Annotated in this window: 20 protein-coding genes; 13 read left to right on the top strand and 7 right to left on the bottom strand. The window is 61.3% G+C overall.

The window, feature by feature from the left end; all coding sequences use genetic code 11:
* Positions 1 to 34 precede the first annotated feature (34 nt).
* The 5 genes from def (CFI11_RS01980) to CFI11_RS02000 are packed head-to-tail and all read left to right on the top strand — an operon-like array spanning position 35 to position 2687.
* A complete protein-coding gene (def, locus tag CFI11_RS01980; protein ID WP_130409902.1) occupies positions 35 to 553 on the top strand; it encodes a peptide deformylase in 519 nt (172 codons plus the stop codon).
* Positions 550 to 1041 (top strand): peptide deformylase, encoded by a 492-nt coding sequence (gene def / locus CFI11_RS01985; RefSeq protein ID WP_130402551.1) that lies wholly within the window; start codon positions 550 to 552, stop codon positions 1039 to 1041. The genes def (CFI11_RS01980) and def (CFI11_RS01985) overlap by 4 nt, the downstream gene beginning before the upstream one ends.
* Positions 1038 to 1535 carry a peptide deformylase gene (gene def, locus CFI11_RS01990; RefSeq protein WP_130402553.1) on the top strand — a complete coding sequence of 166 codons (498 nt, stop codon included), beginning with the start codon at positions 1038 to 1040 and terminating at the stop codon, positions 1533 to 1535. Before def (CFI11_RS01985) ends, def (CFI11_RS01990) begins: the two co-directional genes overlap by 4 nt.
* Positions 1535 to 2446 carry a methionyl-tRNA formyltransferase gene (gene fmt / locus CFI11_RS01995; RefSeq protein WP_130402555.1) on the top strand — a complete coding sequence of 304 codons (912 nt, stop codon included), beginning with the start codon at positions 1535 to 1537 and terminating at the stop codon, positions 2444 to 2446. The genes def (CFI11_RS01990) and fmt overlap by 1 nt, the downstream gene beginning before the upstream one ends.
* Before the next feature lie 4 nt (positions 2447 to 2450).
* Positions 2451 to 2687, top strand: a complete 237-nt coding sequence (locus CFI11_RS02000; RefSeq protein WP_130402557.1) for a hypothetical protein — start codon at positions 2451 to 2453, stop codon at positions 2685 to 2687.
* Between the two features lie 214 nt (positions 2688 to 2901).
* Here CFI11_RS02000 and rnhA read toward each other — a convergent pair whose 3' ends face one another.
* The 7 genes from rnhA to CFI11_RS02035 form a co-directional block, all read right to left on the bottom strand.
* A complete protein-coding gene (rnhA, locus tag CFI11_RS02005; protein WP_130402559.1) occupies positions 2902 to 3360 on the bottom strand; it encodes a ribonuclease HI in 459 nt (152 codons plus the stop codon).
* Positions 3353 to 3946 carry a class I SAM-dependent methyltransferase gene (locus CFI11_RS02010; RefSeq protein ID WP_130402561.1) on the bottom strand — a complete coding sequence of 198 codons (594 nt, stop codon included), beginning with the start codon at positions 3944 to 3946 and terminating at the stop codon, positions 3353 to 3355. The genes rnhA and CFI11_RS02010 overlap by 8 nt, the downstream gene beginning before the upstream one ends.
* Positions 3943 to 4395: a DUF3429 domain-containing protein gene (locus CFI11_RS02015; RefSeq protein WP_130402563.1), complete on the bottom strand. Its 453-nt coding sequence runs from the start codon at positions 4393 to 4395 to the stop codon at positions 3943 to 3945. Before CFI11_RS02015 ends, CFI11_RS02010 begins: the two co-directional genes overlap by 4 nt.
* Positions 4392 to 4844 carry a YdeI/OmpD-associated family protein gene (locus CFI11_RS02020; RefSeq protein ID WP_130402565.1) on the bottom strand — a complete coding sequence of 151 codons (453 nt, stop codon included), beginning with the start codon at positions 4842 to 4844 and terminating at the stop codon, positions 4392 to 4394. The genes CFI11_RS02015 and CFI11_RS02020 overlap by 4 nt, the downstream gene beginning before the upstream one ends.
* Positions 4841 to 5455 carry a LysE family translocator gene (locus CFI11_RS02025; RefSeq protein ID WP_130402567.1) on the bottom strand — a complete coding sequence of 205 codons (615 nt, stop codon included), beginning with the start codon at positions 5453 to 5455 and terminating at the stop codon, positions 4841 to 4843. Before CFI11_RS02025 ends, CFI11_RS02020 begins: the two co-directional genes overlap by 4 nt.
* Positions 5452 to 6417 carry a 4-hydroxy-3-methylbut-2-enyl diphosphate reductase gene (gene ispH / locus CFI11_RS02030; protein WP_130402569.1) on the bottom strand — a complete coding sequence of 322 codons (966 nt, stop codon included), beginning with the start codon at positions 6415 to 6417 and terminating at the stop codon, positions 5452 to 5454. The genes CFI11_RS02025 and ispH overlap by 4 nt, the downstream gene beginning before the upstream one ends.
* A 136-nt stretch (positions 6418 to 6553) precedes the next feature.
* Positions 6554 to 7126 carry an NYN domain-containing protein gene (locus CFI11_RS02035; RefSeq protein ID WP_130402571.1) on the bottom strand — a complete coding sequence of 191 codons (573 nt, stop codon included), beginning with the start codon at positions 7124 to 7126 and terminating at the stop codon, positions 6554 to 6556.
* Positions 7127 to 7293: 167 nt separating this feature from the next.
* On the opposite strand from CFI11_RS02035, the gene folK reads away from it, so the two are divergent.
* From folK to acpS, 8 genes are all read left to right on the top strand, one after another.
* Positions 7294 to 7830 (top strand): 2-amino-4-hydroxy-6-hydroxymethyldihydropteridine diphosphokinase, encoded by a 537-nt coding sequence (folK, locus tag CFI11_RS02040; protein ID WP_256370587.1) that lies wholly within the window; start codon positions 7294 to 7296, stop codon positions 7828 to 7830.
* Between the two features lie 99 nt (positions 7831 to 7929).
* Positions 7930 to 8283: a DNA-directed RNA polymerase subunit omega gene (gene rpoZ, locus CFI11_RS02045; RefSeq protein WP_130402573.1), complete on the top strand. Its 354-nt coding sequence runs from the start codon at positions 7930 to 7932 to the stop codon at positions 8281 to 8283.
* A 26-nt stretch (positions 8284 to 8309) separates the two neighbouring features.
* Positions 8310 to 10442 (top strand): bifunctional (p)ppGpp synthetase/guanosine-3',5'-bis(diphosphate) 3'-pyrophosphohydrolase, encoded by a 2133-nt coding sequence (locus CFI11_RS02050; protein ID WP_130402575.1) that lies wholly within the window; start codon positions 8310 to 8312, stop codon positions 10440 to 10442.
* Between the two features lie 33 nt (positions 10443 to 10475).
* Positions 10476 to 11132: a DUF2062 domain-containing protein gene (locus CFI11_RS02055; protein ID WP_130402577.1), complete on the top strand. Its 657-nt coding sequence runs from the start codon at positions 10476 to 10478 to the stop codon at positions 11130 to 11132.
* A 33-nt stretch (positions 11133 to 11165) separates the two neighbouring features.
* Positions 11166 to 11915, top strand: coding sequence for a pyridoxine 5'-phosphate synthase (locus CFI11_RS02060; protein ID WP_130402579.1), 750 nt, complete (start codon positions 11166 to 11168; stop codon positions 11913 to 11915).
* Entirely contained in the window at positions 11912 to 12538 is a 627-nt protein-coding gene (locus tag CFI11_RS02065; RefSeq protein WP_130402581.1) for a LysE family translocator, read from the top strand. The genes CFI11_RS02060 and CFI11_RS02065 overlap by 4 nt, the downstream gene beginning before the upstream one ends.
* A gap of 5 nt (positions 12539 to 12543) precedes the next feature.
* Positions 12544 to 14025, top strand: a complete 1482-nt coding sequence (locus CFI11_RS02070; RefSeq protein WP_254449002.1) for a serine aminopeptidase domain-containing protein — start codon at positions 12544 to 12546, stop codon at positions 14023 to 14025.
* Positions 14022 to 14465: a holo-ACP synthase gene (acpS, locus tag CFI11_RS02075; protein WP_130402583.1), complete on the top strand. Its 444-nt coding sequence runs from the start codon at positions 14022 to 14024 to the stop codon at positions 14463 to 14465. Before CFI11_RS02070 ends, acpS begins: the two co-directional genes overlap by 4 nt.
* The last annotated feature ends 14 nt before the right edge of the window (positions 14466 to 14479 follow it).

Below are 14479 nucleotides of genomic sequence, written 5' to 3' on the forward strand. Positions count from 1 at the left end.
TGCGGCCTGACCGGCGATGGCCTACATCAACGCCATGAAACGCCCGATCCTGATCCATCCCGACCCGCGCCTGAAAAAGATCTGCGAGCCTGTTGCGGATCTGTCCGACGATCTGTGCGCGCTGGCCGATGACATGCTGGAAACGATGTATGATGCGCCCGGGATCGGTCTTGCAGCACCGCAGGTCGGCGTGCTGAGCCGTCTGATCGTGCTGGACTGCGTGAAGGAAGAAGGTGAGGCGCCGCGCCCGCTGGTGATGTTCAACCCCGAAGTAACAGCACAGTCGGACGAGACGAGCGTTTATGAGGAAGGCTGCCTGTCGATCCCGGAACAGTTTGCCGACGTCACCCGGCCTACGGAAGTCGAGGTGGCCTGGATCGACCAGGATGGCAAAGCCCGAAAGGAAGGGTTTGGCGGTCTGTGGGCGACGTGCGTGCAGCACGAGATCGACCATCTCAACGGAAAGCTTTTCATCGACTACCTCAAGCCGCTGAGACGTCAGATGATCACCCGAAAGATGCAAAAGCTGAAGCGGGAACGGGCCCGCGCATGAGCGTGCGGGAGATTGTGCTGTGGCCCGATCCGGGCCTGGAGATGAAGTGCGCTCCGGTTTCTCATGGGGATGATGTGCGCGTCCTGGCCGAAGACCTTCTGGAGACGATGTATGCCGCGTCCGGGCGCGGACTGGCCGCACCGCAAGTGGGCGTGCTGCGCCGGGTGTTCGTGATGGATGTCACTTGGAAGGACGGAGTGCGGGACCCCATGGTTTTCCTGAACCCGGAGGTCCTGTCGGCCTCTGACCGGATGTCGGAGGGAGACGAGGGATGTTTGTCGATCCCCGGTATCACGGCGCGCGTGCGTCGGCCTGATGAGGTGTGTCTACGCTGGATGAACCTCGACGGCTCAGTCCGCGAAGACAGGTTTGACGGGTTTGCCGCGCGTTGCGTGCAGCATGAGGTCGATCATCTGGATGGCATCGTGACCCTGAACCGGATCGCACCCGACACGCGGGCGGCATTGGAAGCGGAGTATATGGCATGACGGTGCGCAGATGCCTGCCATGGCCGGACAAAAGGCTTAGAACGATCGCGGCGGAGGTCGAGGAGATCACCGACGAAATAGCCGCCATCTGGACAGACATGATCGACACGATGGAGGCGATGCCCGGTGTGGGCCTGGCCGCACCGCAGATCGGTGTGATGTTGAGGCTGGCCGTGGTCGACGGATCGACGGAACGCGGTCGCGTGACCCGGCTGGCCAACCCGGAGATCCTGCACGCATCGGTCGAGATGCGCGATTACGAGGAGGGCTCTCCCAACCTGCCGGGCGTGTCGGCCAAGGTGACGCGTCCAAGGGCGGTCACGGTGCGGTATCTTGACGAAAACGGAATGATCAACCGAAAGGACTTTGTCGGGATCGAGGCGGTGAGCGTGCAGCATCAGATCGACCATCTGAACGGGCGGATGTATTTTGACAATCTGTCAAAGGTGAAACGCGACATGCTGCTGCGCAAGGCTCGCAAGGTTCGGGCCTGATGCGTATCGTTTTCATGGGCACGCCGGATTTTTCGGTGCCGGTGCTAGAGGCTCTTGTCACGGCCGGGCATGAGATCGCGGCCGTCTATTGCCAGCCGCCACGTCCTGCGGGGCGTGGCAAGAAGGACCGGCCCTCGCCGGTGCAGGCGCGGGCGGAGGCGCTGGGTCTGCCTGTGCGCCATCCGGTGTCGCTAAGGAATGCCGAAGCGCAGGCGGAGCTTGACGCGTTGAAAGCGGATGTCGCGGTGGTCGTGGCCTATGGATTGATCCTGCCGCAACCCGTGTTGGACGCGCCACGGCAGGGGTGTCTGAACATACATGCCAGCCTGCTGCCAAGATGGCGCGGGGCGGCGCCGATCCACCGGGCGATCATGGCAGGTGATACAGAGACCGGCATTTGCATCATGCAGATGGAGGCGGGGCTTGATACCGGTCCGGTCCTCCTCAGATCCAGGACCGCCATTGAGGCGGAAGAGACGACCGGGCAATTGCATGACCGGTTGTCCCGGATGGGCGCGGATCTGATCGTTGAAGCGTTGTCGTCGCTTGATGATCTGACGTCTGAGCCACAATCCGAGCAGGGTGTGAGTTATGCGCAGAAGGTGGAAAAGTCGGAGGCCCGCGTGGACTGGACGCGCCCGGCGGAGGAGGTCGACCGCTTGATCCGGGGATTGTCGCCCTTTCCGGGCGCATGGACGGAGATGTCGGGCGCGCGGGTGAAATTGCTGGCCTCCCGCATGGCCTGCGGGTCGGGGGCGCCGGGTGAGGCGCTGGACGACAGCTTGACGATCGCATGCGGACAGGGTGCGATTTCGCTTTTGAGCCTGCAGAGGGCTGGCAAGGCGCCGCAGGACGCGGAGACCTTTTTACGCGGATGGCCGGTGCCAAAGGGCACGCAATTGGCGGGGTAAGGGCATGTTTCCAACTTTGATCGGGACAGTCGTGATTGCGGGTATTGTTGGGTATCTGTCCGAAAAGACGGGATTTACCCGCAACGGAATTCTGCAATCCATCATCATCTGTATCGGGGGCGCGTTTTTGTTTTACTTTGTGCGCCTGATGTTCGGCTTCGGGTTTTCCAGTCCGGGGGTGAACGCGATCATGGCTTCCCTCGGCGCCCTGGTGATCGTGCCGTTTCATTGGCGGAGATAGGGATTGTGGCTTTTGCATAGCAAAAACCACGCGCCTCCGGCGGCCGTATTGGGATCGAGAAGAAGCAGGGGGCGCGCGGAGATGTGCAGGTGTCGCACCAGATGGTTGACGGCTTGATGGTTTGGGTCATCCCTATTCAGGCGCGTTAACCTTAACGGGTATCAAGGTTAATGATGTGCGGTGTCCGGGACGGGCCCGCCCGATTGCGCCGCGATCAGGACGATGTCTTGAAAGGCGCCATGCCGCCGCGGGCCAGTTCGTCGGCACGTTCGTTTTCAGGATGGCCGGCATGGCCCTTGACCCATTCCCAGCGCACCTGGTGCCGTTTTTGGGCCTCGTCCAGTGCCTGCCATAGTTCGACATTCTTGACTGGCTTTTTCGAGGCGGTCTTCCAGCCGTTGCGCTTCCAGCCGTGGATCCAGCCGGTCACGCCGTTCTTTACGTAGGCGCTGTCGGTGATCACTGTGATGGTCGACGGACGCTCGAGCGCGTTCAGGGCGTTGATCGCGGCCAACAATTCCATCCGATTGTTGGTGGTTTCGGCTTCGCCCCCGCTGAGTTCACGTTCTTTGAGGATGGTGTCACCGTTCACCGCGCGCAAAAGTACCCCCCAACCGCCGGGCCCCGGATTGCCCGAGCAGGCACCATCCGTATAGGCAAAGAGTTCAGGCATGCGCGATCATGGTCACGAAGGGGGCGTCGATACCGTCGAGCCCTTCAGAGGATCCGGTGCGGGTTTGCGTAACGGTCAGCCCGGCCCGGGCAAGATAGCCCTCTACCTCCTCCTGGGTGTAGTAGGTGTAGAGACGTCCGATACTGTCCCGCTTTGTGCCGGTGCCGGTTTTCAGACCGATGAAGAATATCCCGCCCGGTTTGAGCGCACGCATGATCTGGGCGAGATGGCCTGGAAACGCGTCGCGCGGAGCGTGAAGCAAGCTGAAGCTGGCCCAGATCCCGTCATAGACACTGTCGGCGTCAAGATCGTCGAAGCTGGCCTGACGGGCGGTGACACCATCGTGTTGAGAGGCCAGCTTGACCATCTCGGCGGAGAGATCCATGGCATCCACGATCATCCCGGCCTTTGCCATGACCGCGCCCGACAGGCCCGGTCCGCATCCGAAATCGAGAACCCGCGCGTTTGGCGGCAACGCCTCGATGAACGCGACAAGGTCAGTGTTCTCACTGGAAACATCGCGGGTCAGTTCAACATAGCGGGCGGCGTCGCGGTCATAGACGCGGATGGTTTCCGGATCGCTCATAAAAACGCAGTGGCTCCAAGGCAGACAAGGACAATCGCGGTGAGAAGGACGCGCAGGGACATCCACCATCGAGGGGTGAGGCCCCAATGGGAAAAAGCATAGTCGAGAACGAGAAGCCCCCCGAACCCGAACATCAGATTGGTTGCGGCACTGACCGGGCCACCGCCTGTCATGAAGAAGGCCCAGAGCGCGGGGATGACAGAGAGCGCATAGCCCGTGGCGGCCCGGGCGCCCGTTGTTCTGGTGGCAAAGCCCCAGAGCACACCGGACATGAAACTGAGGATCACGGACCCATAGAAGAGCTGAACGTAGGGTCCCACAAAGCGCGGGCCCAGATTGGCAGCACCCCAGGCTTGAAGATCGCCGTTGAGATGGGTGGCCGCCCCCCAGACGAACGGGATCAGCCCAGCCAGACCAAGGGTCAGAGGCGCGCGGGGGATTGTCGTCATGCTTTGAGCTCGGCAATCAGGGCGGCGATGCGCCGTGTACGGGTGTCGGCGCGTTTAGCGCTGTTTACGGAGTGGAGCAACCCGCGTCGCTTGCCCGGGGTCAGCCCGCCCCAAAGGTCGGTGCAGCCCGCCGTCCGAAGGGCCGCCTGAACATCGTCCGGTATCTCGACCTGATCGGTCGGGGCCGGACGCAGGCGGATCTCAAGCGGATCGCCCGGAGCGACGCCAATGTCATCCAAAAGGGACTTCCCCGCCCAAAGAAACTGGCCGTCCATGACCGGCGCGCGTGTCGGGGCCAGGTTGACGGGATGATCGTTGATCTCGCCCTCGACGCGTTTCGCGCCATCAAGGGCGGCGGTCACGTCGGCGGGAAGGGGGATGACAGTATATGTCGATTTACCCCATTCCATCGTAACGACGCAGCCCTCAAAGGCAATCCAGTCGCTCATGCACGCTCAAAAGCCAGCCGTGCCCCGAGAGCGGCAAAGATGGCGGCAAAGCCGCGGTTCAGCCAGCGCATGATGCGGTCGCTTGTCAGCAGCCAGTCACGCGCGGCGGCGGCAAAGACGCCGTAGGCCACGAAGACGGCAAAGGTCATCACCATGAAGATGGCGCCCATGCCGACCATCTCGGCGGTTGCGGTGGCCGGGTTGCCGGACAGAAAGGGCGGCAGCAATGCCAGAAAGAAGATCGACAGTTTCGGGTTCAGAATGTTGATCAGCGCCCCGCGCCGGGCAATGCGCCACCCGGAGTCGCGGTTCCGGTTCGCAGAGACCGAAAGCGCCCCGTCGGACTTCAACGCCTGCCACGCGAGATAAAGCAGATAGGCGACGCCAGCGAATTTCACGATCTGGAACAAGAGCGCGCTGGTGTGCAGCAGGGCCGCAAGCCCCAGGGTGGCGGCAAGAAGGTGCGGCACGATACCCAGCGTACATCCCATGGCCGCCATAAGGGCCGGGCCGCGTCCCTGTCCGAGGCCGATGGCCAATGTGTAGATCACTCCGGTTCCGGGTGCGATCACCACGACGAAAGCCGTGACCAGAAACTGGAGTGAGATCATGTGGATGCTCCTAGTGCGGGCTCACGCAGGACGCGTGGCACCTTGAATTCGACATTCTCGACCGCGGTTTCCACGCGTTCGACCGTGACGTCGAAACGGGAGCGGAACGCCTCGATCACCTCGTTCACCAGAAGCTCCGGCGCGGAGGCCCCGGCGGTGATGCCAAGACTGCTGATCCCTTCGAGGGCACGCCAGTCGATGTCACCTGCCCGCTGTACGAGTTGGGCGTAACGGCAGCCGGCCTTGGCGCCCACCTCGACCAGACGTTTGGAGTTCGAGGAGTTCGGCGCACCCACGACCAGCATGGCGTCCGCCAGCGGCGCCATGGCTTTCACCGCTTCCTGCCGATTTGTGGTGGCATAGCAGATGTCTTCCTTGTGCGGCCCCACGATCGCGGGGAACCGGGCCTGCAAGGCCGCGACGATATTGGCGGTGTCGTCAACGCTGAGTGTGGTCTGGGTCACGAAGGCGAGCTTCTCAGGATCGCGGACCTGGACCGATGCCACGTCTTCGACCGTTTCGACCAAGAGAACCTCGCCCTCTGGCAGCTGACCCATCGTGCCAACGGTTTCAGGATGACCGGCATGGCCGATCATGACCATCTGAAGCCCGTTGTCGGAGTGTCGTTGCGCCTCGATATGGACCTTGCTGACCAGGGGGCAGGTCGCATCGACATAAACCATCTCGCGCCGGGCCGCTTCGGCGGGGACTGCTTTTGGCACACCATGCGCGGAGAAAATCACGGGGCGGTCGTCGGGGCATTCGTCAAGGTGTTCGACAAAGACCGCGCCCTTGTCGCGCAGGCCATCGACCACGAACTTGTTATGAACGATCTCGTGACGGACATAGACGGGCGCGCCCCATTTCTGCAGGGCCATCTCGACGATCTTGATCGCGCGATCGACGCCCGCGCAAAATCCACGCGGGGCGGCAAGATAGACAGTCAACGGGGGCTTGGTCATGCGAGGTCTCCTTACCGTCTAGAGGTAAGGGTTTGAACCGCGTTGGTCCAGAGACATGACACCCGGTGACATGCGATAGGGCACCCAGACCGTTTTCACATCCTGGGCAGCCACAGGCCGAACCGGCCTGTTGGCTTTACTTTGAAGATGCGTAAGCGACGTCACGTTCCGCCGCCTGCTCGCGCGGGGGGCGTCCGATGACATCTTTAAGCTCTTCCAGCTCGATGAAGTTGTCCGCCTGGCGCCGCAGCTCATCCGAGATCATCGGGGGCTGGCTGCGGATCGTCGAAACCACCGAGACACGCACGCCTTGACGCTGCAGACTTTCCACGAGTGGTCGGAAGTCGCCATCGCCCGAGAACAGCACGATATGGTCGACGCGGGGTGCAAGTTCCATGGCATCGACCGCAAGCTCGATATCCATGTTCCCCTTCACCTTCCGACGCCCCATGCTGTCGGTGTATTCCTTGGCGGGCTTCGTCACCATCGTGAAACCGTTGTAATGCAACCAATCCACGAGTGGTCGGATTGGCGAATACTCGTCATTTTCAAGAAGTGCCGTGTAGTAGAATGCGCGCAGCAATTTGCCGCGGCGCATAAACTCTTGGCGGAGGAGCTTGTAGTCGATATCGAACCCCAATGCCTTGGCGGCGGCATATAGATTCGATCCGTCGATGAACAGCGCAAGCCGTTCGTCCTTGTAAAACATATAATGTCCTTCCGGCAATTCGCGCCGCCTGTCAGTTCCGTGAGTGAGTGCTAAAATTTCGGCGGTCGACACAATTAAAATAGGAGAATTTTTGTGTATCACAAGTCTATGAATTCTGCCAGAAGTTGACGCGATTTGACATAAAACCGTCGGAAACAGCGATTGCTTTGGGCAGTAACTTGCCGTCCGACGGAGGTGACCCTACGGAAATTTTGCATTCCGCGTGTCGCGCTCTGACCGGTAAAGGGCTGATGATTCGCGCGATCAGCCGGTTTTTTAGAACGCCATGTTTTCCGCCTGGCGCTGGCCCTGATTACGTGAATGGCGTTGTCGTTTTGCGGACGGACCGCTCTCCGAAAGAGGTTTTGCGGCTGCTTCACGAAATCGAGGGAGAGGCCGGCAGGGTGCGAAGAGAGCGCTGGGCGGCGCGTGTGCTTGATCTGGATTTGATCGCGATGGACGGTACGATCCTGCCGTCAGCAGAAGTGCAGGAGCGATGGCGCACCCTGCCGCTTGAGCACCAGGTGAGCGAGGCGCCGCCAGAGCTGATCCTGCCCCATCCCCGGCTGCAGGATCGTGCCTTTGTTCTTGTGCCGCTCGCGGATGTGATGCCGCAGTGGCGACATCCTCTGCTTGGATTGAACGTTGCTGAGATGCTGGAGCGGCTGCCAGCCAAGGATCGGGCGGAAATCATACCTCTCTAAGCTGAAACAGCCGTGTTTTCGGGCATTCGGCGCTTGTCAACCCATGGATTCGGAGATAGGTACTCACCTTCTGGACCAGATTTCGATTGGAGTACTCCCATGGCCCGCGTGACGGTTGAAGACTGCGTTGATAAAGTGCCCAACCGCTTCGAATTGGTGATGCTGGCAGCGCATCGCGCACGTGAAATCTCTGCCGGTGCCGCGATCACGGTTGATCGTGACAACGATAAGAACCCAGTCGTGTCCCTTCGCGAAATCGCAGATGAGACGCAGAGCGCCGATGAGTTGCGTGAACGCCTGATCGAAAGCAACCAGACCCAGATCGAGGTGGATGAACCCGAAGAAGACGCCATGGCGCTTCTGATGGGCGCTGAGGCGGACAAGCCGGTCGAGGACGACATGTCCGAAGAGAAACTGCTGCGCGCGCTGATGGAGGCGCAAGGCCAAGGCTGACGCAGCCGGGGTAGGACGCGGACCATATGATTGCAGCAGATGATCTGATTGCGCTGGTCCGCAACTACAATCCTAAAACAAACGCTGAAAAGATATCTGCGGCCTATGATTTTGGCCGCGATATGCACGACGGGCAGCTTCGCCATTCCGGTGAGCCCTATTTCACGCACCCCGTTGCCGTGGCCGCCATCCTGACCGAACAAAGGCTGGATGACGCGACGATTATAACGGCCCTGCTGCACGACACGATCGAAGATACCAAGGCCTCTTATTCAGAAGTCGCCCGGCGGTTCGGGGATGAGGTTGCGATGCTGGTCGATGGGGTGACCAAGCTGACAAACCTGCAGCTCTCCAGCCGCGAGACCAAGCAGGCAGAAAACTTCCGTAAGCTTTTCATGGCGATGTCCAAGGATCTCAGGGTGATCCTGGTCAAGCTGGCCGACCGGTTGCACAACATGCGTACGATCAAGGCGATGCGCCCGGAAAAGCAGATCCAGAAGGCGCGCGAGACCATGGATATCTACGCGCCGCTTGCGGGGCGCATGGGAATGCAATGGATGCGCGACGAGCTGGAGGATCTCTCCTTCCGCGTGCTCAACCCCGAAGGCCGGGCGTCGATCATTCGGCGGTTCATCACGCTGCAGAAGGAAACCGGCGACGTGATTCATCGGATCACCGGCGATATGCGGCATGAGCTGAGCAAGGCGGGCATCGAGGCCGAGGTCTTTGGCCGGGCAAAGAAGCCCTATTCCATCTGGCGCAAGATGCAGGAGAAGGAGCAGGGTTTCTCTCGCCTGTCGGACATCTACGGATTTCGCATCATCACGCAGACGGAAGAAGACAGCTATCGGACGCTTGGCGCCATCCATCAGCGCTGGCGTGCGGTACCGGGGCGTTTCAAGGATTACATCAGCCAACCCAAGACCAACGGGTACCGGTCCATCCACACAACCGTATCAGGCCGCGATGGCAAGCGGGTCGAGGTGCAGATCCGCACACGCCAGATGCATGACGTGGCCGAAACCGGGGTGGCCGCGCATTGGTCCTATCGCGATGGTGTCCGGTCGGAGAACCCGTTTGCCGTGGATCCGGCCAAGTGGATCGCCTCGCTGACCGAGCAGTTCGATGGAGAGGATGATCACGAGGATTTCCTCGAAGCGGTCAAGCTGGAGATGTATTCCGATCAGGTCTTCTGCTTCACCCCCAAGGGCGATGTGGTCAAGCTGCCACGCGGCGCGACGCCCATCGACTTTGCCTATGCGATCCATACGCGCATTGGCAGTGCGGTCGTTGGTGCAAAGGTGGATGCCTTGCGCGTCCCGCTCTGGACCCGGCTGAAGAACGGGCAGTCGGTCGAGATCATCACGGCAGAGGGACAGACCCCGCAGGCCAGTTGGCTGGATATCGCCACGACGGGCAAGGCCAGAACCGCGATCCGGCGGGCTTTGCGCGAAGTGGACCGCGAACGGTTTATCAAGCTGGGCCGCGAACTGGCGCGGGCTGCGTTTGAGAATGTCGGGCGAAAGGCCACGGACAAGGTGCTCGACACGGCTGCCAAACATCTGCGGCTCGACAAAAGGGACGCATTGCTGGCCCGTCTTGGCAGCGCCGAGCTGACCGCGCATGATGTCGTCCAGGCCGTCTATCCCGAGCTTGCCCCGGATGAGGGTGATGCCATCCCCCTGCGCCGCGCGGTGATCGGCCTGCAACCTGGCCAGTCGTTCGAACGCGCCCCCTGCTGCCAGCCCCTGCCGGGAGAGCGCATCGTGGGCATTACCTTTCGCGGCAAGGGTGTGGTCGTCCATGCCATCGACTGTGACCGGTTGGGCGATTACGAGGACCAGCTTAGCCGCTGGGTCGACCTGCATTGGCATGACGGCACGCACCCAGCGGTCTATGGGACCACGCTTGATCTGACCATTGGCAACGATGCCGGTGTCCTGGGACGTATTTGCACGTTGATCGGTGAGAAAAAGGCCAATATCAGCGATCTGGATTTTGTGGACCGCAAACCTGATTTTTACCGGATACTGATCAATGTCGAACTAAGGGATGTCGAACAATTGCATTCACTTATGTTGACATTGGAAGCCGAAAGCGATGTTGCCTCGGTTGAACGGTACCGGGAAAAAGCGCGAAGCCGCGCGGTGGCGAGTTGATCGGATCATAGAGTGACACGAAGGATCTGAACCCTGGTTTTCAAACGCAGAGATCGTCGGCCCGTTCTGCGTGTGATCGCGGATTTCGTCTATCCGCCGGGTGGCTGGGCCCGGGCGTTTCACTATGTCAAACATCGGGTGCGGCGTCTGCCGGACAGCCCGGAACGCATCGCCCGGGGGATCTGGGCTGGTGTCTTCACCACGTTCACACCGTTCTACGGGCTTCATTTCCTTGTCGCCGCCCTGATCGCGCGGCTGATGCAGGGCAATATCTTTGCTGCACTGATGGCGACGTTTTTCGGCAATCCGCTGACCTACGTGCCGATTGGTCTGATCTCGCTCCAAAGCGGACATTGGATCCTGGGGACGCATTTCGACGAAGGCAGCCAGCGTTCTTTCGGTGGCAAGTTCCTGGATGCCGGGGAAGATCTGAAAGACAACCTTTTTGCCATGTTCACCGATGCAGAGGCGGAGTGGAGGGGGCTGAGCGTCTTTTACGACGAGGTGTTCTATCCCTACATGGTCGGAGGGGTGATCCCGGGCGTCGTGGCCGCGACCATCTGTTACTATCTGACCCTACCGCTGATCCGGGCCTATCAGCATCGGCGCCGCGGGGTGATCAAGGCGAAGTTCGAAGCGATCAAGAAAAAAGCGGCGGTGAAGGCTGACGCCAAGCCCAATGCGGATTAAGTTCCCCAAGAACAATCGAATAGGGGTCTTGTGATGGCGCTGGATGACAAGGTTCGCTTGGGCGTGAATATCGACCACGTCGCAACCGTACGCAATGCACGTGGGGGAGACACGCCCGATCCGCTCAGGGCCGCTCAACTGGCCGAGGCGGCGGGGGCGGACGGCATCACCGCGCACCTGCGCGAGGACCGCCGGCATATCTCGGATGTCGACATCGAAGGTCTGATGGACGTTCTCGAGGTGCCGCTCAACTTCGAGATGGCGGCCACCGAAGAGATGCAGGCCATCGCACTGCGCCACAAGCCGCACGCGGTGTGCATCGTGCCCGAAAAGCGCGAGGAACGCACAACCGAAGGCGGTCTGGAGGTGGCGCGGGAGGAAAACCGCCTGGCGCATTTCATCGCGCCGCTCCGCGATGCGGGATGCCGCGTTTCGATCTTTATCGCCGCGGATCAGAAGCAGATCGAGGCGGCCCACCGCATCGGAGCAGAAGTGATCGAGCTGCATTCGGGCGCGTATTGCGACGCCCATCACGAAGGCCGCTTCGAAGAGCGTGACGCAGAGCTGACTGCTCTGCGCGAGATGTCCGCCTTCGCACACGACCTGGGGCTAGAGGTGCATGTGGGCCACGGCCTGACCTATGAGACGGTGCAGCCGGTTGCGGCCTTCCCCGAAGTGCGTGAATTGAATATCGGCCATTTCCTGATCGGAGAGGCCATTTTCAGGGGACTGGCGCCCGCTATCGAGGAAATGCGGCGCCTGATGGACGAGGCACGGGGATGAGCCCCGAAACCCTTGCCGCGCTTACCAGCCTCGCAACGTTTGCATTCGCGGCCGCGTCGCCCGGCCCCGCAACGCTGGCGGTGGCGGCGGTTGCCATGTCGGCAGGCCGCCTGCACGGTCTTGCGATGGCTTTCGGGCTGGCGATCGGCCTGGCCGCGTGGGGGATCCTTGCCGCCATCGGCGTCGGAGCGTTGGTTGCGCAAAGCGCCGCAGCGCTGACGGTGCTGAAGATCATCGGCGGCCTTTACCTTCTCTATCTCGGGTTGAAATCCTGGCAATCGTCGCGCACCGACGAAACGCAGCGCCAGCTTGAGGGACATTCGCCATCCGCTGCCCGCTCGTTCCGGCGAGGGCTGGTGCTGAACCTGGGCAATCCGAAGGCGGTGCTTGCCTGGGTTGCGGCCCTGGCCCTTGGAAGTGCGGGGTCAGAGGCGCCTGCATTGTGGCTGGTTGCGCTCTGCATCCTTTTCGGCGTCGTCCTCTACGCCGCCTACGCACTTGTTTTTTCGGTCGAACAGGTCATGAGGGCCTATCGTGCAGCCCGCCGCTGGGTTGATCGCGTGTTTGCCGTTCTCTTCGGTCTGGCAGGTCTGCGGTTGCTGTTCTGGTCGCAGGAGCGCTGAGCCCCTTGCGCGTCTGGTTGGTCTTTCTGGTGTCACTGAGCCTTGCGGTGGTCGCGACATGGCGATTGGAAACGGCCCGCGCGGGGATCTCGATCACGGATACAAGCGCGGAGCGGACGCCGCTGACGCGATACGCAATGCCGGGGGCGGACGGTCCCCTGATCGTGATCGCCCACGGATTTGCCGGATCCCGCCAGATGATGCAGGCCTATGCGCTGACCCTCGCAAGGGCTGGTTACGTGGCCTACACATTCGATTTCGAAGGTCATGGCCAGCACACTGTACCCATGTCGGGCGATGTGGATGAAATCTCCGGCACGACCCGATTGCTGGTCGAACAAACGGTGAAGGTGATCAGCAGCACAACCCGGCGGGAGGGTTGGTCCGGCCCGGTGGGACTTTTGGGCCATTCGATGGCCACCGACATCCTGATCAGAGCCTCCATGGACGAGCCCAGGATCGGGCCCCTGGTGCTTTTGTCAGCCTTTTCGCAAGCGGTTGACGAGACGACCCCGTCGGACATGCTTTTGATCTCGGGGCAGTGGGAAGCAGGATTAAGGGCGTTCGGCGAGCGAGCATTGCAGATGGTCGACCCGGACGCCACCGAAGGCGCGATCGTCGAGAGCGACGGTGTCCGCCGCGGCGCCATAGTCGCCCCGGCGGTCGAGCATGTGGGGATCCTTTACAGCCGGGCCGGGCAAGATGCCGCTTTGGCCTGGTTCGACCAAAGCTTTGGACGAAATTCAGATCAGGCGGCCCCCGTCACGGGATCTTGGTTCATGCTTTTGATCGCGGGCCTTGTCGCATTGGTCTACCCGCTGAGCCGGCTGCTTCCAAAGCGGGAGATTGATCTTACGCCAATTCCCGCGCGCACCTTCTGGCTGGCGGCCCTTCCGCCAGCTATCGTGACACCCCTTGCGGCGGTCTGGGTGCCGCTGAACCTGCTTCCCGTCCTGGTGGCGGATTATCTTGCGCTGCACTTGTTGCTCTTCGGTCTGCTTCAGCTTGCGATCCTTCGGTGGGCCGGGATGTTATTTGGCGGCTTCTCGCCGTTGTCCACCCTTGCGCTCACGCTTTGGGGCGTGCTGGTTTTCGGCGGCGCGTTGCACCGCTATGGCGCAAATTTCTGGCCCACGCCCGACCGATTGGCGATCATCGCGGCGCTGTCTATCGGCGCCATTCTCTTCATGATGTCGGATGCCCGGTTGAGTGAAGGCGGCAAGGCACCGCTTTTGCGGCGTTGGGGCGCCCGGCTGGCTTTTCTTTTGTCGCTGGGCGTCGCCGTTGTGCTGGATCCCACGGACTTGTTCTTTTTGGCGATGATCGCCCCTGTGATCGTGCTCTTTTACGTGATCTTCGGTTTGATGGGACGATGGGTTGCCGCACGGGGCGGTGTCGTCAGCGCGGGGTTAGGGCAAGGCGTGATCCTCGCCTGGGCGTTGGGCGTCAGCTTTCCACTGTTTGCCATCGCGGGAGGGGGACAATGATCCTGGGGATCGGTACGGATCTTGCGAATATCGAGCGCATTCAAGGCACGTTGGAGCGATTTGGAGATCGGTTCCGCAATCGTGTTTTCACACCGACCGAACAGCAAAAGGCCGAACGCCGCCGGGATGTCGCGGGAACCTACGCCAAGCGCTGGGCCGCGAAAGAGGCGTGCTCCAAGGCGTTGGGCACAGGGCTGCGGATGGGGATTGCGTGGAAGGACATGGCTGTCTCTAATCTCTCTACCGGCCAGCCTGTGATGCACGTGACGGGTTGGGCGGCCGAGCGGTTGAAAGAGATGACCCCCGATGGGCACGAAGCGATCATTCACGTCACCCTGACGGATGATCACCCCTGGGCACAGGCCTTCGTCGTGATCGAGGCGCGACCGGAAGGGGATCCCGCCACCGCCTTGACTTACCAAAGCCCGGCCCGCATGTAGCGGCGACCCTATTG

Origin of the sequence: Thalassococcus sp. S3, from assembly GCF_004216475.1 — a bacterium.
Lineage (GTDB): Bacteria > Pseudomonadota > Alphaproteobacteria > Rhodobacterales > Rhodobacteraceae.

Coding starts and splice junctions, on each gene's coding strand:
- def (WP_130409902.1), top strand. CDS start 35: ATGAAACGCCCGATCCTGATCCATCCCGACCCGCGCCTGAAAAAGATC.
- def (WP_130402551.1), top strand. CDS start 550: ATGAGCGTGCGGGAGATTGTGCTGTGGCCCGATCCGGGCCTGGAGATG.
- def (WP_130402553.1), top strand. CDS start 1,038: ATGACGGTGCGCAGATGCCTGCCATGGCCGGACAAAAGGCTTAGAACG.
- fmt (WP_130402555.1), top strand. CDS start 1,535: ATGCGTATCGTTTTCATGGGCACGCCGGATTTTTCGGTGCCGGTGCTA.
- CFI11_RS02000 (WP_130402557.1), top strand. CDS start 2,451: ATGTTTCCAACTTTGATCGGGACAGTCGTGATTGCGGGTATTGTTGGG.
- rnhA (WP_130402559.1), bottom strand. CDS start 3,360: ATGCCTGAACTCTTTGCCTATACGGATGGTGCCTGCTCGGGCAATCCG.
- CFI11_RS02010 (WP_130402561.1), bottom strand. CDS start 3,946: ATGAGCGATCCGGAAACCATCCGCGTCTATGACCGCGACGCCGCCCGC.
- CFI11_RS02015 (WP_130402563.1), bottom strand. CDS start 4,395: ATGACGACAATCCCCCGCGCGCCTCTGACCCTTGGTCTGGCTGGGCTG.
- CFI11_RS02020 (WP_130402565.1), bottom strand. CDS start 4,844: ATGAGCGACTGGATTGCCTTTGAGGGCTGCGTCGTTACGATGGAATGG.
- CFI11_RS02025 (WP_130402567.1), bottom strand. CDS start 5,455: ATGATCTCACTCCAGTTTCTGGTCACGGCTTTCGTCGTGGTGATCGCA.
- ispH (WP_130402569.1), bottom strand. CDS start 6,417: ATGACCAAGCCCCCGTTGACTGTCTATCTTGCCGCCCCGCGTGGATTT.
- CFI11_RS02035 (WP_130402571.1), bottom strand. CDS start 7,126: ATGTTTTACAAGGACGAACGGCTTGCGCTGTTCATCGACGGATCGAAT.
- rpoZ (WP_130402573.1), top strand. CDS start 7,930: ATGGCCCGCGTGACGGTTGAAGACTGCGTTGATAAAGTGCCCAACCGC.
- CFI11_RS02050 (WP_130402575.1), top strand. CDS start 8,310: ATGATTGCAGCAGATGATCTGATTGCGCTGGTCCGCAACTACAATCCT.
- CFI11_RS02060 (WP_130402579.1), top strand. CDS start 11,166: ATGGCGCTGGATGACAAGGTTCGCTTGGGCGTGAATATCGACCACGTC.
- CFI11_RS02065 (WP_130402581.1), top strand. CDS start 11,912: ATGAGCCCCGAAACCCTTGCCGCGCTTACCAGCCTCGCAACGTTTGCA.
- acpS (WP_130402583.1), top strand. CDS start 14,022: ATGATCCTGGGGATCGGTACGGATCTTGCGAATATCGAGCGCATTCAA.